This is a genomic window from Streptomyces sp. NPDC001709, assembly GCF_053596375.1.
Window position 1 is genome coordinate 1 of the sequence record NZ_JBSFGB010000006.1, and the last position, 21,494, is coordinate 21,494.

The 21,494-nt window shown below is 70.1% G+C and carries 18 protein-coding genes; 9 read left to right on the forward strand and 9 right to left on the reverse strand.

All coding sequences use genetic code 11. The features are described 5' to 3' along the window. On the forward strand, positions 1-2,273 hold a 2,273-nt coding region (locus tag ACWC0C_RS10710; protein ID WP_450863206.1), incomplete at its 5' end, for a transglycosylase domain-containing protein. Positions 2,274-2,340: 67 nt separating this feature from the next. Here the strand turns inward: ACWC0C_RS10710 and ACWC0C_RS10715 are convergent. From ACWC0C_RS10715 to ACWC0C_RS10725, 3 genes are all read right to left on the reverse strand, one after another. Next, complete coding sequence (locus ACWC0C_RS10715; RefSeq protein WP_450863208.1) at positions 2,341-4,455, reverse strand: SpoIIE family protein phosphatase; 2,115 nt, start codon at positions 4,453-4,455, stop codon at positions 2,341-2,343. A gap of 259 nt (positions 4,456-4,714) precedes the next feature. Further along, positions 4,715-5,404, reverse strand: a complete 690-nt coding sequence (gene fomD / locus ACWC0C_RS10720; protein WP_449195742.1) for a cytidylyl-2-hydroxypropylphosphonate hydrolase — start codon at positions 5,402-5,404, stop codon at positions 4,715-4,717. 95 nt (positions 5,405-5,499) lie between these two features. After that, entirely contained in the window at positions 5,500-6,897 is a 1,398-nt protein-coding gene (locus ACWC0C_RS10725) for a class II fumarate hydratase (protein WP_450863210.1), read from the reverse strand. A gap of 113 nt (positions 6,898-7,010) precedes the next feature. On the opposite strand from ACWC0C_RS10725, the gene ACWC0C_RS10730 reads away from it, so the two are divergent. After that, a complete protein-coding gene (locus ACWC0C_RS10730; RefSeq protein WP_450863633.1) occupies positions 7,011-8,525 on the forward strand; it encodes a ricin-type beta-trefoil lectin domain protein in 1,515 nt (504 codons plus the stop codon). Positions 8,526-8,802: 277 nt separating this feature from the next. On the opposite strand, the gene ACWC0C_RS10735 is transcribed toward ACWC0C_RS10730, so the two are convergent. After that, positions 8,803-10,473: a fumarate hydratase gene (locus ACWC0C_RS10735; RefSeq protein WP_450863212.1), complete on the reverse strand. Its 1,671-nt coding sequence runs from the start codon at positions 10,471-10,473 to the stop codon at positions 8,803-8,805. Between the two features lie 168 nt (positions 10,474-10,641). On the opposite strand from ACWC0C_RS10735, the gene ACWC0C_RS10740 reads away from it, so the two are divergent. Then, the gene (locus ACWC0C_RS10740) at positions 10,642-11,361 is read left to right on the forward strand and encodes a DUF1707 SHOCT-like domain-containing protein (RefSeq protein WP_449195739.1); all 720 of its coding nucleotides are present in this window, start codon (positions 10,642-10,644) and stop codon (positions 11,359-11,361) included. Between the two features lie 177 nt (positions 11,362-11,538). Beyond that, positions 11,539-11,916, forward strand: a complete 378-nt coding sequence (locus ACWC0C_RS10745; RefSeq protein ID WP_449195738.1) for a WhiB family transcriptional regulator — start codon at positions 11,539-11,541, stop codon at positions 11,914-11,916. 125 nt (positions 11,917-12,041) lie between these two features. On the opposite strand, the gene glpX is transcribed toward ACWC0C_RS10745, so the two are convergent. After that, a complete protein-coding gene (gene glpX / locus ACWC0C_RS10750) occupies positions 12,042-13,076 on the reverse strand; it encodes a class II fructose-bisphosphatase (RefSeq protein ID WP_450863213.1) in 1,035 nt (344 codons plus the stop codon). 127 nt (positions 13,077-13,203) lie between these two features. On the opposite strand from glpX, the gene ACWC0C_RS10755 reads away from it, so the two are divergent. Further along, positions 13,204-13,731: a DUF4245 domain-containing protein gene (locus tag ACWC0C_RS10755; RefSeq protein WP_449195736.1), complete on the forward strand. Its 528-nt coding sequence runs from the start codon at positions 13,204-13,206 to the stop codon at positions 13,729-13,731. A 67-nt stretch (positions 13,732-13,798) separates the two neighbouring features. Here the strand turns inward: ACWC0C_RS10755 and ACWC0C_RS10760 are convergent, their stop codons facing one another. From ACWC0C_RS10760 to xseA, 3 genes are all read right to left on the reverse strand, one after another. Further along, positions 13,799-14,389, reverse strand: coding sequence for a malonic semialdehyde reductase (locus ACWC0C_RS10760; protein WP_449195735.1), 591 nt, complete (start codon positions 14,387-14,389; stop codon positions 13,799-13,801). A gap of 143 nt (positions 14,390-14,532) precedes the next feature. After that, entirely contained in the window at positions 14,533-14,757 is a 225-nt protein-coding gene (locus ACWC0C_RS10765; protein ID WP_449195734.1) for an exodeoxyribonuclease VII small subunit, read from the reverse strand. Further along, positions 14,754-15,962 carry an exodeoxyribonuclease VII large subunit gene (gene xseA / locus ACWC0C_RS10770; protein WP_450863215.1) on the reverse strand — a complete coding sequence of 403 codons (1,209 nt, stop codon included), beginning with the start codon at positions 15,960-15,962 and terminating at the stop codon, positions 14,754-14,756. The genes ACWC0C_RS10765 and xseA overlap by 4 nt, the downstream gene beginning before the upstream one ends. A 138-nt stretch (positions 15,963-16,100) precedes the next feature. Here xseA and ACWC0C_RS10775 point away from each other — a divergent pair, with 138 nt between their 5' ends. Together ACWC0C_RS10775 and ppgK are read left to right on the forward strand one after the other, a co-directional pair. Further along, entirely contained in the window at positions 16,101-17,108 is a 1,008-nt protein-coding gene (locus tag ACWC0C_RS10775) for a 4-hydroxy-3-methylbut-2-enyl diphosphate reductase (protein WP_449195732.1), read from the forward strand. Between the two features lie 29 nt (positions 17,109-17,137). Further along, a complete protein-coding gene (ppgK, locus tag ACWC0C_RS10780; RefSeq protein WP_450863217.1) occupies positions 17,138-17,884 on the forward strand; it encodes a polyphosphate--glucose phosphotransferase in 747 nt (248 codons plus the stop codon). Positions 17,885-17,950: 66 nt separating this feature from the next. On the opposite strand, the gene ACWC0C_RS10785 is transcribed toward ppgK, so the two are convergent. Further along, positions 17,951-18,514 (reverse strand): DUF6542 domain-containing protein, encoded by a 564-nt coding sequence (locus ACWC0C_RS10785; RefSeq protein ID WP_449195730.1) that lies wholly within the window; start codon positions 18,512-18,514, stop codon positions 17,951-17,953. 199 nt (positions 18,515-18,713) lie between these two features. Here ACWC0C_RS10785 and ychF point away from each other — a divergent pair, with 199 nt between their 5' ends. Together ychF and ACWC0C_RS10795 are read left to right on the forward strand one after the other, a co-directional pair. Next, entirely contained in the window at positions 18,714-19,802 is a 1,089-nt protein-coding gene (gene ychF, locus ACWC0C_RS10790) for a redox-regulated ATPase YchF (RefSeq protein ID WP_449195729.1), read from the forward strand. Positions 19,803-20,347: 545 nt separating this feature from the next. Continuing rightward, a complete protein-coding gene (locus ACWC0C_RS10795) occupies positions 20,348-21,487 on the forward strand; it encodes a hypothetical protein (protein WP_450863218.1) in 1,140 nt (379 codons plus the stop codon). Positions 21,488-21,494 lie beyond the last annotated feature (7 nt).

The window sequence follows — 21,494 nt, forward strand, 5'->3', positions numbered from 1 at the left end:
CCGGCAGAGCCGGGGCCGCGCCCGGCCGGGCCGCGGCGCGCGCGTCCAAGCCCGGCAAGCCGCCCAAGGGCCGAATACGCAGGCTCTTCACCTGGAAGAAGGTCCTCGGCACGTTCTTCGGGCTCTGCCTGCTCGGCATCGGCGGCTTCATCGCCCTCTACATGCTGGTGGACATCCCCAAGGGCAACGCCCTCGCCAGGCAGCAGAGCAACATCTACAAATACAGCGACGGCACGATCATGGCCCGGGTCGGCAAGACCAACCGGGAGAGCGTGGACCTGGCTAAGGTGCCCAAGCCCGTCCAGCACACCTTCGTCGCCGCCGAGAACAAGACCTTCTACACGGACTCCGGCATCGATCTCAAAGGCCTGGCCCGCGGTCTGTACAACACGGCGATGGGCCGCGGCGCCCAGGGCGGCTCCACGATCACCCAGCAGTACGTCAAGAACTACTACCTCACCCAGAACCAGACGGTCAGCCGCAAGCTCAAGGAGATGGTCATCTCCTTGAAGGTCGACCAGAAGCTGACCAAGGACCAGATCCTCGCCGGCTACATCAACACCAGCTACTACGGCCGCGGCGCCTACGGCATCCAGGCCGCCGCCCAGGCCTACTACCGCACCGACGCCGAGAAGCTGACGGTCGAGCAGGGCGCCTACCTCGCCGCGCTCCTCCAGGCGCCGAGCCAGTACGACTGGGCCGTCGCGACCCCCACGGGCAAGAAGCTGGTGCAGAACCGCTGGAACTACGTCCTGGACAACATGGTCGGGCAACACTGGCTGGACCCCTCCGAGCGGCAGTCCATGAAGTTCCCGTATCCCAAGGACCCCCAGGGAACGCCGGGTCAGCAGGGCCAGAAGGGCTACCTGATCGACCTCGCCAACCAGCAGCTCGAGCAGCAGCTGATGAAGGACGAGAACATCAGCCGCTCCCAGGCGGAGGCCGAGGTGGTCGACCGCGGCTGGACCATCACCCTGAACATCGACAAGAAGAAGCAGGCCAAGCTGGTACAGGCGGTCAAGTCCCAGCTGACCGGCAATCTCGACCCGAAGAAGCGCAAGGTCGACGGCGCGGTGCAGGCCGGCGCCGTGTCGGTGGACCCCAAGACCGGCAAGATCGTCGCCATGTACGGCGGTGAGGATCTGTTCAAGCACTGGACCAACAACGCCACCCGCCGGGACTACCAGCCCGCCTCGACGTTCAAGCCGGTCATCCTCGCCTCCGCACTGGAGAACGGCGCCACCACCCAGGACGACAAGCCGATCAACGCCGACACGATCTACGACGGCACCAGCGGCCGTCAGGTCCTCGATCACGGGAGCAAGGTCGGCTTCGGCCCGCCGAACGAGGACAAGCGCGACTACGGCCCGATCACCGTCCAGCAGGCCATGAACAACTCCGTGAACTCCGTCTTCGCGCAGATGGGCGTGGACGTGGGCATGAAGAAGGTCATGAGCACGGCCCAGCAGCTCGGCATGGACACCGACGGCATGCAGGCGGTGCCCGCGCAGACCCTCGGCTCCATGGGCGCCAGCCCGCTGGAGATGGCCGGGATCTACGCCACGTTCGCCAACCACGGCAAGAAGGTGACGCCGAGCATCCTCAAGTCGGCCGAGCAGAGCACCCGTAAGGCCTCGATCCCCGACCCGATCGGCGGCCCGGTGATCAGCCGGACCGCCGCCGACACGGTGACCTCGGTGCTGACCGGCGTGGTCGACGACGGTACGGCGAAGACGCACGTGGCGGACAACCCGCTGCGCGACGGCCAGCAGGTGGCCGGCAAGACCGGTACCTCCGACGAGGACAGGTCCGCCTGGTTCACCGGCTACACGCCCGACCTGGTCACGTCCGTCGGTTTGTTCGGCGAGCAGAAGGGGTCCGGCCGCCATGTGTCGCTGACCGGCGCGGCCGGCCTGCTCGATCCCCTCGGCCGCCCCGGCCGCGTCAACGGCGGCGGCTTCCCGGCGCAGATCTGGGCCGCCTACACCTTCGGCGTGACGGACGGCGCCAAGTTCGACCTGGACACCACCCAGGGCGCGGCGGTCGCGCCGACACCGAGCCCGACCTACAACCGCACTCCGTCCAGCACCCCGTCGAAGACACCGACCAGCGCGCCGCCCACGTCGCACAAGCCGACCTCCCGGCCGCCGACCCGGACGCCGACCGGTACGCCGACCCAGTCACCCACGGGTACCCCGACGCAGTCTCCGACCACGAGTCCCACGCCGTCGGACAACATCTCCGATCCACCGCTCGACCCCGGCGTTCAGTAGCCGTAAAAGCGCCGAAGGGGCGCCCGGTACATACCGGGCGCCCCTTCGGCGCTTGACGTGCCGCCGCCTACACCCGGTTCAGCTCGAACCAGACCACCTTGCCCATGCTCAGCCGGGTCGCGCCCCAGCGCCGGGCCAGCTTGTTGACCAGGAACAGACCGCGGCCGCCCTCGTCCGTGGCCCGGGCCTGGCGCAGCCGGGGCAGTTGCGGCACGTCGTCGCCGACCTCGCAGCGCAGCACGTCCGTGCGCAGCAGCCGTAGCGTCACCGGCCGGGACGTGTACCGTACGGCGTTCGTCACGACCTCGCTGACCAGCAGCTCCACCGAATCCGACAGATCCTCCAGGCCCCAGCGGGCGAGCGCGCGCCGGGCCAGCCGGCGGGCCTGGCCGGGGGCCGTCTCCTCCGGCTCCAGCTGCCAGTACGCGACATCGCTCGGCGCGATCCCGTCGAAGCGGGCCGCGAGCAGCGCGATGTCGTCGTCCCGGTCGCCCGGGCCGAGCATGTCCAGGACCTCGTCGCACAGGGCTTCCAGCGGCGGCGGATGGTCCGGTCCGGTCAACTGGGCGGTCGCGGCGAGCTTTTCGCGCAGCTGCTCTATGCCGGTCCACACGTCCCGCAGCCGGGACTCCACCAGGCCGTCGGTGTACAGCAGCAGCGTGGCTCCGGCGGGCGCGTCCAGCTCGACCGCCTCGAAGTCCACCCCGCCGACGCCGATCGGTGCTCCCGGCGGCACCCGCAGCACCTCGGCCCGGCCGCCCAGGTGCAGCAGCACGGGCGGCGGATGGCCGGCGTTGGCGATGGTGATGCGGTGCGTGACCGGGTCGTAGACCGCGTACAGACAGGTCGCCATGCGGTCCGTGCCGAGCCGCTGCGCCTGCTCGTCCAGGTGGTGCAGCACCTCCTGCGGCGGCAGATCGAGATTGGCCAGGGTCTGCGCGGTGGTGCGCAGCTGGCCCATGATCGCCGCCGAGGTCATGGAGTGGCCCATGACGTCACCGACGACCAGCGCGACCCGGCTGCCGGGCAGCGGGATCGCGTCGTACCAGTCGCCGCCGACCCGCGCGGTCTCCGCGGCCGGCAGATACCGGGAGGCGAGCCGCACCCCGGTCGGGCGGGGCAGGGTCTCGGGCAGCATGGTGCGCTGCAGCTCGTCGGCGATGTAGGCCTCCCGGCCGTACAGCACCGCCTTGTCGATGCCGAGCGCGCTGTGCGTGGCCAGCTGGGCGGCCACCAGCAGGTCGTCGGCCTCGAACGCGAGCCGCTCCGGGCGGCGCAGGAACAGCGCCGCGCCGATCACCCGGCGCCGGCCGCGCAGCGGCGCGAGGATCGCGTGCTGCCCGGACGGTACGACCGTCTCGGCGCCGCCGCCGACCAGCTCGGGCAGCGCGGCCCGGGCGGCGGGCGCGTCGGCGAACACCGGGCGCACCCCGCGCAGCACCTCGTTCAGCGCGCCGCCGGGGCGCACCTCGCACAGCTCGGTGGTGAGCGAGGACAGCTCGGTCAGCGGGCTCGGCTCGGGCTCCGGGTCGAAGGCCGGCGGCAGCAGCACACCGTCGGTGTCCCGCTCCTCCGGAATCCGGTCGGTACGGCGCAGCCGCAGCACCACCGGACCGGTGGGCCGCTCGTCGCCGACCGGCAGCGGGTCGCGCAGATAGACCAGGATCGCGTCCGAGAACGTCGGCACGGTGGCCCGGCACAGGCCCATCACGATCTCGTCCAGATCGAGACCGCGCGCGATCCGCCGGGTGGCCGCGCCCACGAATCTCAGCCGGTCCCCGTCGCGCCGCATCGGCATCGGCCGGCCGGGAGGCAGACCGCGTCCCGTACGGCGCTCCTGACCGCCGGACGCCCGCTCCTGCTCGGCGCCGGGCTGCGGCGGAATGCCCTCCGGTGCGGGGCGCGGGCGGTGCGCGCCGGGTTCGGCGGCGGCGGGCTGGGAGTGCTCGGGGCCGTTGACTGGGGGCTCCTTCCCCTTGCCGACCGGGACCTGCGTCCCCTTGCCGTCCTTCCCCTTGCCACAGGGCGTGGCGGTGCCCGGTCCGGAGGAGGCTCCCTCCGCATGGGCCTGGACCGGTAAGGCCGGGTTCCCGGCCGGTTTCGGGGTACGCAAGAGCGCCCCGCGGCTCTCCGCGGGGTCGGCGCCCTGGGGGCGCTCGAAGGAGGTGGGCTGCTCCGTCACGCGTGTCGCATCCATCCGTACGGCACTGCACGCCGGGCGCGCAGTTGCTCCCGCAGAAGTCCCGATACCCGCAATACGTGCCCCAGGAACGGATTTCCCGCGTGGTCAGAGGTAGTTCCTGTGCCCTGGTGCCTCTCGCTCACGTGCTGCCGCCCCTCGGTGACGATCGGTCAAGCCCGGCACATGCTCCGGTAGTTGCTTGTGTGCGCCCTTGCGGAGGACGATCCTACGTTTCTTGCCCCGGGGCGCATCAAGGGTCTCATGAGGACACGTGCACGGGCGTACGGTCCCAGTCCTCGGGGAGAGAAGGTACCGCCCAGGACGGATCCGGGCGCCAGTGCTGCCAGCCGTCCGAGAACGGCGGCCCCCAGGCCTCGATCACCTCCACCGCGTCCCGCCCGGCCGCCCGGACCCGCTCGGCGGTCGCCGCGTCCATCAGCCCGTCCCGCTGGGCCTGCGCGAACTCGTCCTCGTCGCGCCAGTGCCAGCTTCGGTCGGGGTGCACGGAGATGTCCAGGAAGTAGTCCTCGGAGTCCACCCCGCCCGCCCAACGGGCCAGCGGCTGCTCAAGGTTGACGTACCAGTTCTTGAACCGCCAGCCCGGCTCCCAGAACAGCCACACCGACCAGGGCCGGCCGGGCTGGGCCAGCTTGAGCACGCCCGTGCCGAACCAGTGGTCCCGCTGCACCGTGCGCGGCTTGGTGTAGCGGGACTCCAGCGGCTCCAGATGCACGGGCTTGCCGTCGGCGAGGGCCGGCTTCATGCACTCGGTGCCCGGCGCCAGCCACACCGCAAGCAGATCCGCGTCATCGCGTACGACGGTGACGGGCCGGGCGATGTGGAAGTGCTCGCCGGCGTTCTCCCGGTAGCGCCACAGGATCCCGGTCCCGGGGGTCCAGTGGCTCGCACGTCCCGCGTCCATGCGTGTCATCGCTCCGTCGTCCGTCATGGACAGATATTAGGTGCCGTAGGCATACGACGCTGCGGTGCACGTCACGGTTGCGCCCGGCCCGGCGGCCGGTGGCCGGAAATGTTCGCCGGCGGTTACGGGTGCGTCATGCGCAGGACATCCAGGGCCTCGTCGAGCTGTTCCAGCGTCAGATCCCCGCGCTCGATGTACCCGTTCTCCAGCACGACCTGCCGGATCGTCTTGCGCTCCGCGAGCGACTTCTTGGCGACCTTCGCGGCTTCCTCGTAGCCGATGTACTTGTTCAGCGGGGTGACCACGGACGGGGACGACTCGGCGTACTCGCGGGTTCGCTCCCGGTCGGCGCTGATGCCGTCGATCGTCCGGTCGGCCAGCAGCCGTGAGACGTTGGCGAGCAGCCGGATCGACTCCAGGACGTTCTTGGCGATGACCGGGAGCATCACGTTCAGCTCGAAGTTCCCGGCGGCTCCGGCGGTCGCGATGGTGGCGTCGTTGCCGATGACCTGGGCGGCGACCATCAACACCGCCTCCGGCACGACCGGGTTGACCTTGCCCGGCATGATGGACGAGCCCGGCTGCAGATCGGGCAGCCGGATCTCGGCGAGCCCGGTGCGCGGCCCGGACGCCATCCAGCGCAGGTCGTTGGCGATCTTCGTCAGCCCGACCGCGATGGTCCGCAGCTGCCCGCTGGTCTCCACGATCCCGTCCCGGGCACCCTGCGCCTCGAAGTGGTCACGGGCCTCGGTGAGCGGCAGCCCGGTGGCCCGGGCGACCTCCTGGATGACGGCGGCGGAGAAACCGGGCGGGGTGTTGATACCGGTGCCGACGGCGGTGCCGCCCAGCGGCAGCTCGGCCAGCCGGGGGAGGGAGGCCGTCAGGCGCTCGACGCCGTACCGCACCTGGGCCGCGTATCCGCCGAACTCCTGACCCAAAGTCACCGGCGTCGCGTCCATCAGATGCGTCCGCCCCGACTTCACGACGTCGGCGAACTCCTCGGACTTGCGGGAGAGCGCGGCGGCGAGGTGGTCCAGGGCCGGGATCAGGTCGTGGGTGACGGCGGCGGTGGCGGCGATGTGGATCGAGGAGGGAAAGACGTCGTTGGACGACTGCGAGGCGTTGACGTGGTCGTTCGGGTGCACGTCCCGGCCGAGCCGCTCGCTCGCCAGGGTCGCGACGACCTCGTTGGTGTTCATGTTGGACGAGGTGCCGGAACCGGTCTGGAACACGTCCACCGGGAAGTGCTCGTCCCACGTCCCCGCGGCGACCTCCCCGGCCGCCTCCTGGATCGCCTCGGCGATCTCCTTGTCCAGCACGCCGAGTTCGGCGTTCACCTTGGCGGCGGCCGCCTTGATGCGGGCCAGCGCCTCGATGTGCGCCCGCTCCAGCCGCTGCCCGGACACGGGGAAGTTCTCCACGGCGCGCTGGCTCTGCGCCCGCCACTTGGCATGGGCCGGGACCCGGACCTCGCCCATCGAGTCGTGCTCGATCCGGTACCGCGGCTCTTCGGTCGTCATCGTCGTACCTCCGAAAAAGGGAGCACATGTCGTCGCATGTGTATTCCCTATGTGACTACTCGCCAGTAAATACCCGGGGTAACACCTGCTTCGGGGAGGCGTACATGAGTGTCATGAAACGCGTCGGATCCAGGATCAGATGGACGGCCGTCGCTGTCGCGGCGGCCGCCACCGTGTGCGCGGGCCTCACGGCCCCCGCCGCCCACGCGGCCCCGGCCACCGCGGGGGCCACCCCGCTCCCGCCCGACCTGGAACGCGTCCGCGCCGCCGAGGCCACCGCCCTCTACGGCGACCCGGCCGAGCGGCCCCTCGCCGACCGCAAGACCGCCCTGATCTCCCTCGGCGACAGTGAGATCTCCGGCGAGGGCGTCGGCACGTACGAGCCGGGCACGAACGGCCCGGACAACTGGTGCCACCGTTCGCCGGACGCCGCCATCCACCGCACCGGCATCCCCGCGGACGAGACGTACAACGTCGCCTGTTCAGGTGCCTCCACCGGCAACATCCGCATCGGCGGCAGCAAGCAGTACGCCGACGAACTCGTGCAGGGCGACAGCCTCGCCATCAAGGCCCGCAACACCCGGATCAAGATGATCGTGCTGGTCATCGGCGCCAACGACGACCTCCAGTTCGGCCCCGTCATGACCGACTGCGTCACCCGCTACGTCACCCTCCAGGGCCCCTGCCAACCCAAGTACGCGCCCGGCTGGCAGGCCCGCGTCGACGGCCTGGTCCCGAAGGTGGAGGCGACCGTCGCCGACCTCAAGACGGTCATGCGGGACGCGGGCTACGGCGACGACGACTACAAGCTCGTCGTCATGGGCTACCCGAGCCCCATCGGCCCCGACATCCACGACAACCCGAACTTCCCGGGCAAGCTCCCGGGCGGCTGCATGGGCTACGACTCCGACGCCGCGTGGGGCCGCGACACCGCCGTCCCGCTCTTCGAACGCGGCATGCGCAGGGCCGCCGAGGACAGCGGCGCGTACTACCTCGACGACTCCCGCCTCTTCCACGGGCACGAGGTCTGCATGGAGGACACCTGGGCGCGCGGCCTGTACATCGACCTCTCCAACCCGTTCCCGCCCGACTCCAACTCGGTACGGCAGTCCTTCCACCCCAACTACCGGGGCCACGGCGCCTTCGCGTCCTGCCTCACCCAGTTCTACGACTCCGGCTACCGCGAGGCGGGTTGCGCCGACCCGGCGAGCACGGGCAGCCCGAAGCTGTACCAGGGAGCCTGGGACGAGGCGTTCCGGCCGCTGACCGACGAGGCCACCGGTAACTGCCTCGACGCGTCGGGCGGTTCCAGCGCGAACGGTACGGCGATACTCGGCTGGGACTGCCACGGCGGCCGCAACCAGGGCTGGTGGTACGACCCCGAACAGCGCTCCCTGCACGTGGAGTTGACCCAGGACCGCTGCCTGGACGTGCCGGGCGGCTCCTACACCGCCGGCACCGGCCTGATCCTGTGGAACTGCCATGGCGGCACGAACCAGCAGTTCGTCCGCCAGTCGGGCTCGATCCGCCCGGCGGCGGCAACGGGGCTGTGCCTGACACAGGCGGCGGCGCGGGACCGGGTCCGGCTGCAGAACTGCGACGGATCGGCCGCCCAGCACTTCAGCTGACCACCCAGGGGGCTCCGCCCCCTGGATCCCCGGCCCACGCCCACCCACCACCCGACTCGGTGGGCCGAGAGGGCCCCTGGGCCGGGTCCTGGAAGAAGTCGTTCGACTTGTTCGTCCGGCAGCACCACTCAGCCCGTCCGGCGTCTGAGGACGAGGCCGTCCAGGCCGAAGCGGGGTCTGGGGGCGGCGGCCCCAGCGGGGTCGAAGGGGCGGAGCCCCTGGGGGTGGGACGGGTAGGGGCGGCGGGGGCGAAGTCCCGCCCTCGCCGCGACAGGCACTACGCCAGGCCGGGCCCGCGCACCGGAATCGTCGTGAACGTCGGCGCCGGAGCGGGATCCTGGAAGAAGTCGTTGCCCTTGTCGTCCACGACGATGAACGCCGGGAAGTCCTCGACCTCGATCTTCCAGACGGCCTCCATGCCCAGCTCCTCGTACTCCAGGACCTCGACCTTCTTGATGCAGTCCTGGGCGAGGCGGGCGGCCGGGCCGCCGATGGAGCCGAGGTAGAAGCCGCCGTGTGCGTTGCACGCGTCGGTGACCTGCTTCGACCGGTTGCCCTTCGCCAGCATCACCTTCGAGCCGCCCGCCGCCTGGAACTGCTCCACGTAGGAGTCCATGCGGCCGGCCGTCGTAGGACCGAAGGAACCGGAGGCGTAGCCCTCGGGGGTCTTCGCCGGGCCCGCGTAGTACACCGGGTGGTCCTTCAGGTACTGCGGCATCTCCTCGCCCGCGTCCAGCCGCTCCTTGATCTTGGCGTGCGCGATGTCGCGGGCCACGACCAGCGGGCCGGTCAGGGACAGGCGGGTCTTCACCGGGTACTTCGTCAGCTCGGCGAGGATCGTGTCCATCGGCTGGTTCAGGTCGATCTCGACCACGTCGGAGGACTCGTCGAGGTGCTCGTCGGTCGTCTCCGGCAGGAAGCGCGCCGGGTCCGTCTCCAGCTGCTCCAGGAAGACGCCCTCGGCGGTGATCTTCGCGACCGCCTGGCGGTCGGCCGAGCAGGAGACGGCGATGGCGACCGGGCAGGACGCGCCGTGCCGGGGCAGGCGGACCACGCGGACGTCGTGGCAGAAGTACTTGCCGCCGAACTGCGCGCCGATGCCGATCTTCTGCGTCAGCTCGAAGACCTTCTCCTCCAGCTCCTTGTCCCGGAAGCCGTGACCCAGCTCCGAGCCCTCGGCCGGGATCTCGTCCAGGTAGTGCGCGGAGGCGTACTTCGCGGTCTTCAGCGCGTACTCGGCGCTGGTGCCGCCGACGACGATCGCCAGGTGGTACGGCGGGCAGGCGGCCGTACCCAGCGAACGGATCTTCTCCTCCAGGAACTTCATCATGGAGGCCTCGTTCAGGACCGCCTTGGTCTCCTGGTAGAGGAAGGACTTGTTGGCCGAGCCGCCGCCCTTGGCCATGAACAGGAACTTGTAGGCGCCGCCGTCGGTGGCGTACAGCTCGATCTGGGCCGGCAGGTTGGAGCCGGTGTTCTTCTCCTCCCACATGGTGAGCGGAGCCATCTGCGAGTAGCGCAGGTTGAGGTTCAGGTACGCGTCGTAGATGCCGCGCGACAGGGCCGCCTCGTCGCCGCCCTCGGTCAGCACGTTCTGCCCGCGCTTGCCCATGACGAGCGCCGTGCCGGTGTCCTGGCACATCGGGAGCACGCCCGCCGCCGCGATGTTCGCGTTCTTCAGGAGGTCGAGCGCGACGAACTTGTCGTTGCTCGACGCCTCCGGGTCGTCGATGATGCGGCGCAGCTGGGCCAGGTGGGCCGGGCGCAGGTAGTGCTGGATGTCGTGGATGGCCTCCTCGGCCAGCTTGCGCAGCGCCTCCGGCTCCACCTTGAGGAACGTCCGCCCGTCCGGGCCCTCGACGGTGGAGACGCCCTCGGACGTCACCAGCCGGTACGGGGTGGTGTCCGCTCCCTGGGGGAGCAGGTCGGTGTACGCGAACTCAGGCATCTCAGCCCATTCCTCACTCTGACGGACGTCCGCCCGCCGACGCTGGCGGGCCTCACCAGCCTAGAACCTGCCGCCGACACGGAACCTGTGAGGTAAGGCTCAGTTCGACACGCCGGGGTTTTCCACAGCCCCTAGTCGCGATCTATCGCGTTTCGGTACGCTGTGCCCGTGGACCTTCAGAAGCACACCGAAGCCCCCGTCTCCGAGCTGCGTGCCTCGGACGCCGACCGTGATCGCATCGCCGAGATCCTCCGCGAGGCCCTGGCCGAGGGGCGGCTGACCGCTGACGAGCATGCCGAGCGGGTCGAGGGCGTCCTCGCCGCCAAGACGGTGGGCGAGCTCGAGGTCTTCATCCGGGATCTGCCCGCCGCCCACCAGCGCTCCGCCGTCCCCGCCTACACGCCTGTGCCGCCCCGCCCCACCCCGGGCGCGATCCCGCACGAGGCGGACGCCAACGTTGTCGCCGTCTTCAGCAGCGCGGTGCGCCGCGGCCGGTGGCGGGCCGGGCGCCGGATCCACGCGTACTCGGTCTTCGGCAGCGTCGAGATCGACCTCAGCGAGGCGATATTCGAGTACCAGCAGGTCGTGATCAAGGCGGTCTCGGTCTTCGGCGACGTCCAGATCCGCGTCCCGGAGAATGTGTCGCTGCGCGGCACCGGGGGCGGTGTCCTCGGCAACTTCGAGGTGGACACCCTGGACTCGGTCGAGTCCGAAGCGCCGGTCGTCTACGTCGACGGCTGGGCCGTACTCGGCAATGTCGAGGCGTCCCCCAAGCGCGGCAAGCGCGTGGCGGACATCCTGGACCGGGTGCAGAGCAAGGTCGACCGCAAGCTGGAGCGGGTCCAGGACAAGGTCGACCGCAAGCTGCGCAAACACCTGGGCCATTGACGGTCGCGAATCCGCCGGTGATCGGAGGGTTCCGCTCCGCCTGTGCGGCCACGTCGGGGGCGCGAACGAGCCGCGTACGCGCCTGCGACTGGGAACGCTGTGCATAGGCGCGCGCACAGCGGGTAGGGCTTGCTGCATCGTCTCTCTCGCTCGCGAAGCCGTCGTCAGGAGTAGACCGTGCTGCAACCGCCGCATTCGTCCCTGCAGGTAGCTGCCGTTCCGGCCCCGCGGGTGCCAGTGCGAGACAGGGACCAAGACGCTCCCTGGCACACCGAGGCGGTGTGCCGGCGCGACGAGGCCGGCCTGTTCTTCGCGCCGTCGAAGGAGCCGACCGCCGCCCGGCTGTCCCGCGAGGAGGCGGCCAAGCGTGTCTGCGCCCGCTGCCCGGTGATGGTCGAGTGCCGCGAACACGCCCTCCTCCAGCCCGAACCGTACGGCGTCTGGGGCGGCCTCACGGCAGCCGAACGCCGAGTGGTCCTGGCGAGGCGCCGCCGGCGGGAACTCGAGCTGAAGAAGGCGGCGAGGGCGACGACGGCCAACCGCATAGCTGGTTAGGAAGTGGAGTGGGGCGCCCCCTCAGCCCGGGGGCGCTTGCCTACTCAAGGGGCGCGGGGAACTGCGCGAGCAACCACGAACGACCCGCAGCCGCCAACGCTCCACGCGCCCCCTGTGACATGGCGCTACTTCGCCCGGTCGAAGTCGATCGCGCTGTAGGCCCGCAGTTTGCTCAGCCGGTGCTCGGAGTAAATCCTCCGCACCGTCCCGGACTTCGACCGCATCACGATCGACTCGGTGAGCGCGGTCTCCGACCGGTACTGGACGCCCCGCAGCAGCTCACCGTCGGTGATACCGGTCGCGACGAAGAACACGTTCTCCCCGGACACCAGGTCGTCGGTCGTCAGCACGCGGTCCAGGTCGTGCCCGGCGTCGATGGCCCGCGCACGCTCCTCGTCGTCCTTGGGCCACAGCTTGCCCTGAATGGTGCCGCCCAGGCACTTCACGGCACAGGCCGAGATGATGCCCTCAGGCGTGCCGCCGATACCGAGCAGCAGGTCGACCCCGGTGCCCTCGCGCAGCGCGTAGACGGAGCCGGCCACGTCGCCGTCGGAGATCAGCTTGATGCGCGCGCCGGCCTCCCGGACCTCCCTGATCAGGCCCTCGTGCCGCGGCCGGTCGAGGATGACGACGGTGACGTCCTCCGGCGTGGCCTTCTTCGCCTTGGCGATCCGCTTGATGTTCACGGCCACGGGCGCGTCGATGTCGACGAACTCCGCGGCCTCGGGGCCGGTGACCAGCTTGTCCATGTAGAACACGGCGGACGGGTCGAACATGGCGCCCCGCTCGGCCGCGGCGAGGACGGCGATCGCGTTCGGCATGCCCTTGGCCGTCAGCGTGGTGCCGTCGATCGGGTCGACCGCGATGTCGACCTCGGGACCGGTGCCGTCGCCCACCTGCTCCCCGTTGAAGAGCATCGGGGCCTCGTCCTTCTCGCCCTCGCCGATGACGACGACGCCGTTCATCGACACGGTGGAGACGAGGGTCCGCATGGCGCGCACCGCGGCGCCGTCGGCGCCGTTCTTGTCGCCCCGCCCCACCCAGCGGCCGGCGGCCATGGCGGCGGCTTCGGTCACCCGGACGAGTTCCAGGGCGAGGTTGCGGTCGGGAGCCTCGGATGGAACGTCGAGCTCGGACGGCAGGTGATGATTTTCGGTCATCGGAGCGCACCTTTCTGATACGACGACGGCCGGATGAGGGTATTGGACTTGACTCTATCGTTAGGCAGACAAAATGAGCAGGGGGCCCCACGGATGAGCGCATGGGGCACCTGCGACGATAGGGGGCGTGGCAGGTTCGAAAGGCAAGCAGCAGACGGCCCGGGACATGATTCTCTCCCTGGCCCTGATCGGCATCGCGGCGGTGGGCGTCTGGTTCTTCGCCATCCCGCACGACGATCACGCTCCCGATCTCAAGCAGGTCGACTACCGGGTCGAGCTGCTCACGGCCCGGCGCGCGGCGAGCTATCCGGTGGCCGCGCCCGAGGGTCTGCCGAGTACCTGGAAGGCGACCTCCGTACGCTTCCAGGGCGAGAACGGTGACCGCTGGCACCTGGGCTTCCAGACCCCGGACAGCCAGTACGTGCAGATCGAGCAGTCCACGCAGAAGCCGGCCGAATTCATCGACGAGGCCAGCCAGGGCGCGTCGGCGACGAAGAAGACCGAGACCATCGGCGGCCGCACCTGGACCCGCTACACCGGCGGCCGCTACGACGCCCTTGTCCTGAACGGCACGCGCGGCTCCACGACGGTGGTGGCCGGCACGGCGTCCTTCACGGAGCTGGCGAAGGTGGCGGCGGCGCTGAAGATGCAGTGAGCCCGCGCATACGACGAAGGCCCCCGGCGGTGCTGGGGGCCTTCGTCGTGTGTGGGGCGGGGGCGGCTCAGACGGTCGTGACGACGTCGTCGTAGGCCAGGCGCGGCGAGCGCGGGAACCAGGCGTCGGGGCCCGGGCGGCCGATGTTGACGACCATCAGCGGGGTGTGGTCGTCGTCGAGGAACTCCTTGCGGACGCCCTCGAAGTCCAGGCCGGTCATCGGGCCGGCGGCCAGGCCGGCGGCGCGGACGCCGATGATGAAGTACGCGGCCTGCAGGGAGGCGTTCAGCGCGGCGGCGCCCTCACGGGCCGGACGCTCGCTGAAGAACACGTCCTTGGCCTGCGGGAAGTGCGGGAAGAGGGCGGGCAGCTCCTCGTGGAACTCGTTGTCCGCGGAGAGGATCGCGACCAGCGGGGCGGCGGCGGTCTTGGCCTGGTTGCCCTCGGCCATGTGCCGCACCAGGCGCTCGCGGGCCTCGGGGGAGCGGACCAGGGTGATGCGCAGCGGGGACTGGTTGAAGGCGGTGGGGCCGTACTTGACCAGGTCGTAGATCGCCTCGACCTGCTCCTCGGTCACCGGCTCGTCGGTGAAGGTGTTCGCGGTGCGGGCCGCACGGAACAGCAGGTCCTGGGCGGCGGGGTCGAGAACGAGAGACATGCGTGAACTTCCTAGGTGGCGCCTTGGCCCGACGTACCGGACCGTGGTCCGGATCGGCTGACGGGACGACACTACGCCAGCGAAGTTCAATCTTCAACAAAACTCGGGGTGTGGTGTCCCGCATCACAACCCCGGCCCGATGCCTACTCGGCCTCCGCGGCCTCTTCCTCCTCCGCCAGCGCCGCGTCCAGCCGGGCCCGCGCCCCCTCCAGCCAGCGCCGGCACACCTTGGCCAGCTCCTCGCCGCGCTCCCACAGCGCCAGGGACTCCTCCAGCGTCGTACCGCCCGCCTCCAGGCGCCGTACCACCTCGATCAACTCGTCCCGCGCCTGCTCGTACGAGAGCGCCTCGTCCACCTTGCCGGTCATTCGCCTACCTTCACCGTGAATTCGCCGTCGGCGACGCGGGCCCGCAGCGCCTCGCCCGCCGTCACCTCGTCCGGGCCGCGCACCACGTGCCCGTCCGTCTTCTGCAGCACCGCGTAGCCGCGCTTGAGTGTCGCCGCCGGGGAGAGGGCCACCACGCGTGCGTGCGTGTGCGTCAGCTCCGAGTCCGCGCGGTCCAGGAGATGGCCCAGGGTCCGCCGGCTCCGCTCGACGAGGGAGGCCACGTGGTCGGCGCGCTCGTCGATCATCCGATGCGGATCCTCTATCGACGGCCGGGCGAGGGCGTGGGCCAGCCCGCGCTCCTCGCGCTCCACGAACGCCTGCACGCACCGCCGGGCCCGGTCCCGCAGCAGCCGCACCCGCTCGAACTCCTCGCCCACGTCCGGCACGACCTTCTTGGCCGCGTCGGTGGGCGTGGAGGCGCGCAGGTCGGCGACGTGATCCAGCAGCGGGTTGTCGGGCTCGTGCCCGATCGCGGACACGACCGGCGTGCGGCAGTCGGCCACGGCCCGCACCAGCTGCTCGTCGGAGAACGGCAGCAGGTCCTCCACGCTGCCGCCGCCCCGCGCGACGATGATGACGTCGACCTCCTCGAGCTCGTCCAGCTCCTTGACGGCCTGCACGACCTGCGGCACGGCGTGCACGCCCTGCACCGGGACGTTGCGCACCTCGAAGCGGACGGCGGGCCAGCGGTGCCGGGCGTTCTCCAGCACGTCCCGCTCCGCGGCGGAGGCGCGGCCGCAGACCAGACCGATCAGCTGCGGCAGGAACGGCAGCGGCTTCTTCCGCTCCGGCGCGAACAGGCCCTCGGCCGTGAGCGCCTTCTTCAGCCGCTCCAGCCGAGCCAGCAGCTCGCCGACGCCGACCGGCCTTATCTCGGCGGCGCGCAGGGAGAGCTGGCCCCTGGGTGCGTACCACTCCGGCTTCGCCAGTACGACGACACGGGCGCCCTCGCCGACCACGTCCGCCACGGCGTCGAACACCTGCCGGTAGCACGTCACGCTGACGGAGATGTCGTGCGACGGATCCCGCAGCGTCAGGAACACGACCCCGGCGCCGGGCCGCCGCGACAGCTGCGTGATCTGCCCCTCGACCCACACCGCGCCGAGCCGGTCGATCCAGCCCCCGATCAGCCGGGAGACCTCACCGACGGGGAGGGGGGCTTCGGGGGTGGTGTTCACAGCCATGCGCCGAGCCTAACGGCGAGCGCCGACAGCGCGGGTTCGCGCCGCTGGTCGCGCAGTTCCCCCCGCCCCTGGGAGGTTGCAGTGCCACACCGGGGACGCGATCCCGGCGCCGCCGAACGCGGCCTTACGATGGGACGCATGACCGCTTCGCCTGGCCGCCGTGTCCTGCTCGCCGCCCCCCGGGGCTACTGCGCCGGTGTGGACCGCGCCGTGATCGCCGTCGAGAAGGCCCTGGAACAGTACGGGGCCCCGATCTACGTCCGGCACGAGATCGTCCACAACAAGTACGTCGTGCAGACCCTGGAGAAGAAGGGCGCCGTCTTCGTCGAGCGGACGGAGGAGGTGCCACCGGGCAACATCGTCATGTTCTCGGCGCACGGCGTCGCCCCGGTCGTGCACGAGGAGGCCAGGCGCGGCCGACTCGCCACCATCGACGCCACCTGCCCCCTGGTCACCAAGGTCCACAAGGAAGCCGTCCGCTACGCCAAGGAGGACTACGACATCCTCCTGATCGGTCACGAGGGCCACGAGGAGGTCATCGGCACCTCCGGCGAGGCCCCCGAGCACATCCAGCTGGTCGACGGCCCCGAGGACGTCGCCAAGGTCGAGGTCCGCGACCCGTCGAAGATCGTCTGGCTGTCCCAGACCACCCTCTCCGTGGACGAGACCATGGAGACCGTCGACGCACTGAAGACGAAGTTCCCGGGGCTCGTCTCCCCGCCCAGCGACGACATCTGCTACGCCACCCAGAACCGCCAGCTGGCCGTGAAGCAGATGGGCGCCGAGGCCGAGTTGGTCATCGTGGTCGGCTCGCGCAACTCCTCCAACTCCAAGCGCCTGGTCGAGGTCGCCAAGCTCGCCGGCTCCCGCGAGGCCTACCTGGTCGACTTCGCCGACGAGATCGACGAGGCCTGGCTGGAGGGCGTCGGCACGGTCGGCGTCACCTCCGGTGCCTCCGTGCCCGAGGTGCTGGTCGAGCAGGTCCTGGAGTGGCTCGCCGAGCGCGGCTACGGCGACGTGGAGCTCGTCAAGGCGGCCGAGGAGTCCATCACCTTCTCGCTGCCCAAGGAGCTGCGCCGCGACCTGCGCGACGAGGCGGCCGCGCTGGTCGCCGAGCGCGGCGGCACCGGAGCTTCCGAGGAGTGACTGTCAGTCGTCCGTCGTAACGTGGTGCCATGCAGATCTTCGGTGTGGACATCGGCGGATCCGGGATCAAGGGCGCTCCCGTGGACCTGGACAAGGGCGACCTGGCCCAGGAGCGCTGCAAGGTGCTCACCCCGCACCCGGCGACACCGGATGGCGTGGCCGACGGGGTCAAGCAGGTCGTGGACCACTTCGGCTGGACAGGCCCGGTCGGACTGACCTTCCCCGGGGTCGTCACGGGCGGCGCCATGATCCGGACGGCGGCGAACGTGGACGCCAGCTGGATCGACACGGACGCCCGCGCGCTGTTCGGCGGCAGACTGGGCGGCCTGCCGGTGACCGTCGTCAACGACGCGGACGCGGCGGGCGTCGCCGAGATGCAGTTCGGCGCCGGCCGCGACCGCAGGGGCACGGTCATTCTGCTCACCTTCGGCACCGGCATCGGCAGCGCCGTCTTCGTGGACGGCGCCCTCGTCCCGAACACCGAGCTGGGCCACCTGGAGCTGCACGGACACGACGCCGAGAAGCGGGCCTCCAGCAAGGCCAAGGAGGACCACGCCCTGAGCTGGGAGCGCTGGGCCGACCGCGTCCAGAAGTACCTGGCCCATGTGGAGATGCTGTTCTCACCGGAGCTGTTCATCATCGGCGGCGGGGTCAGCCGCAAGTCCGACAAGTTCCTGCACTTCATCGAGGGCATCAAGGCCGAGATCGTCCCCGCCCAGCTGCAGAACAACGCGGGCATCGTGGGAGCGGCGATGAGAGCGGCCCAGCAGGCCTGACAGGAGCGCAGCGGCACCCTGCCGGCGCGGGCGAGTGACACCCGCCCGCCCAGCCGGCAGCTCCGTTCAGCCCCGGCGCCGGCGCCGCCGTACCCACCGCACCCGGCGTACGAGCACGATCACGCCGGCGGCGAGGGTCCCGCCGTACAGCCAGCCGGCCTGGGTGGCGAGCCCGGTGAACAGGCCCATCAGCCGGCCGGGCAGCCCCCCGCTGCCGTCGGCACCGGGGAGCAGCCCCACGGCGAACGCGATCGGTACGACCACGGGAGCGGTCAGCACGTCCCCGGCCCGCACCCACAGCGCGGTCAGCACACACACCGGCAGGAACAGCACGCCGTACACGGGCAGGTACCCGCCGAACAGCAGCGCGTCCAGGCAGCCGAGCAGGAACATCACCACGACACAGAGCAGCCCGCTGCCGAGCCCGGTGAGCCGGGGGCCGGGCAGCCGCGGCCCCGATGCCACCGGCCGGCCGATCCGCCCCGTCCGCCCCTGCCGCCCCGCCCGCTGCCCCGCCGGTCTGCGCTCCCCGCCCGGACCGCGCCGGGCCTGCGGAGGCAGATGCGCGGGCTGCCGCGGTGTCCCACGTCGCGGTCCGTCGTTCGGGGGTCGCCGGCTGTGTTGCTCCACTGGACCAACTTAGGTCTGTTTATGTGCCGAATAGCCCATCAGACACGCCGGTAGGAAGAGCTTGCCCAGGCGTTCGAAGCTCCCGCGAGCCACCTGGCGCGGACGCCGTAGACTGGTGGATCGGCTGGATCGGCCAGTGTCGGTCCCTGGCCCCGCCCCCCTGGCACCCCTGGCCCACTCATCTACGGGAAGTCGCAACGTGTCGCTCACGATCGGAATCGTCGGCCTGCCCAATGTCGGCAAGTCGACCCTGTTCAACGCCCTGACCAAGAACGACGTGCTGGCGGCCAACTACCCGTTCGCCACGATCGAGCCGAACGTCGGCGTGGTCGGCGTCCCCGACGCCCGCCTGACCAAACTGGCCTCGATCTTCGGCTCGGAGCGCATCCTTCCGGCCACGGTCGACTTCGTCGACATCGCCGGCATCGTGCGCGGCGCCTCCGAGGGCGAGGGCCTCGGCAACAAGTTCCTCGCGAACATCCGGGAGTCCGACGCGATCTGCCAGGTCATCCGCGCCTTCAAGGACGAGAACGTCGTCCACGTCGACGGCAAGGTCTCGCCGAAGGACGACATCGAGACGATCAACACCGAGCTGATCCTCGCCGACCTCCAGACGATCGAAAAGGTCCTCCCGCGCCTCCAGAAGGAGTCCCGGATCAAGAAGGACGTGGCCCCCAAGGTCAAGGCGGTCGAGGAGGCCAAGGAGATCCTGGAGAAGGGCGACACGCTCTTCGCGCACGGCATCGTCCAGGGCACCGAGCGCAACGAACTCCTGCACGACCTGCACCTCTTGACGACCAAGCCGTTCCTCTACGTCTTCAACGTCGACGAGGACGAACTGATCGACGAGGACTTCAAGAACGAGCAGCGCGCCCTGGTCGCCCCCGCCGAGGCGATCTTCCTCAACGCCAAGCTGGAGGCCGACCTCGCCGAACTGGACGAGGAGGAGGCGCTGGAGCTGCTGGAGTCCGTCGGCCAGCACGAGCCCGGCCTCGCCACCCTCGCCCGCGTCGGCTTCGACACCCTCGGCCTGCAGACCTACCTCACGGCCGGCCCCAAGGAGTCCCGCGCCTGGACGATCAAGAAGGGCGCCACGGCCCCCGAGGCGGCCGGAGTGATCCACACCGACTTCCAGAAGGGCTTCATCAAGGCCGAGGTCATCTCCTTCGACGCCCTGGTCGAAACCGGCTCGGTCACCGAGGCCCGCGCCAAGGGCAAGGCGCGCATGGAGGGCAAGGACTATGTGATGCAGGACGGGGATGTGGTGGAGTTCCGCTTCAACGTGTAGCAGGTCACATAGCACGGCACTCCTGATCTTGCAAACATGCAGGTCAGATGGGGTCCATCCCTTCGGGGGTGGGCCCCCTTTTCGTTCCCGTGCTGACTTGGTGCTGACCTGGAAGCACCTCCCATCACCCCTCGGAACCCCTTCCGTGCTGACTTGGTGCTGACTTTGGACGAGTGGCTACCGGGGGGTAGAGGGGGCCCAGGGGTGGGCTCGCGTCATCCGCCGGTATGAGCTGAATGCCCCCCGAGGATGATGATCTTTTATCGAGACATACCCCCTTCGGTCGAACGCGCGTTCCCATGTTCTAATCGGTGGACTCTCAGATTCCACTTATGGGGGGCCGCACCGCCATGCGCCATCGCAAACCCGTCTCTCGAATCCTGGCCATCCCTGCCAAGGGTGAGCCGCAACGCAGGCTCGCCATGCTGAGCTGGGGCATGGCTGCGGCCGGAATCGTCTACGCCGGAACCCTGGCGACAGTCGACGTGGCCGACGACGAGACGCCGGGCAACAGGGGGCAGAGGCCGGGCCATAGCGTCCCTGACGTGGCCGCAGAGGACTCGCAGAGCCAAGGAGGCGAGGCAGCCGCCCGCAACGCCGGAAACGGCTCCACACGGCCCGCCGAGAGCGACGGCTACATCCCGACCTTCTTCGACGGGCACGGAGGCATCTCCGGGGTGGAGTTCACCCCCGAGCAGCGGGAAGCCATCGTCCGCCAAGCCCTGAGCCGAGGTATGACGCAGGAAGAGGCTCACGAACTCGCCTACGGCTTCAGGCCGGGGGACGAGGACGACGGCGACGACGACGGCGCGTACGTCCTTGTCGACGGCGAGGTGTACCGACACCTCACGCCCGCCGAAGACGCCGATTTCACCGCCGCGAGCGACGGAGTTGAAGCCCCCGACGCCGACAGCTACATCGCCGCTGCGAGCCTGGACAAGAAGGTCGTCGCCCAGGACGGGCGAGCCAAGGGCGCGGCCCCGGCCGTCAGGGGCAGCAAGGCCGCGCCGGGCAAGAGTGGCTCCGCCGGCACGACGAGGAAGAAGGCGAGCAAGCCGAAGAAGAAGGCCAAGAGCGGCATCAAGGACAGCATCAAGGGCGCTGTGAAGCAGGTTGTTCCCGACCCGATCGAGGATGCCGTCAAGAGCCTGCCGGACGGCCTCGTGCCCTTCCGTACCTTCATGGCGGACATCAGCCTGCCCGGCACGGAACCTCAGTTCACGGTCTACGCGCTCGATATGGACCGTGACGCGGACGTGGAAGCCCTTCAGGTCACGGCTACTGCCCAGGTGTCCGAGTCGGTCACCGTCACGGCCGACGTGGTGGCCCCGATCGAGGAGTCCTCGGAAGCACCTCCGTGCATGGTCGAGGTGACGCTCACGGACCCGACCACGAACGAGGTGATCGCCGACCCGGCACCGGTCGTCGTGGAGAACCCGCAAGAGGTCTCCCAGGCCGCCATCGGTGAGATCGTCGATACCGTCGTGGACGCCACCCAGGTTGAGGCCAAAGGCGAAGCCGCGTCCGAGGTGACGAGCGAGGATCTAACGACCGTCGTCGAGGCCCAGGACGAGGCGGGGGTCGAACAGCCTGCCCCTTCCGACCCCACGCCCTTGCAGCCTGTCGACGCTGCCCCGGCGGTCAAGGAGGAGAGCGCCGACTCGGCGTTCGGTCTGGCGAGTTAGCGGGTCA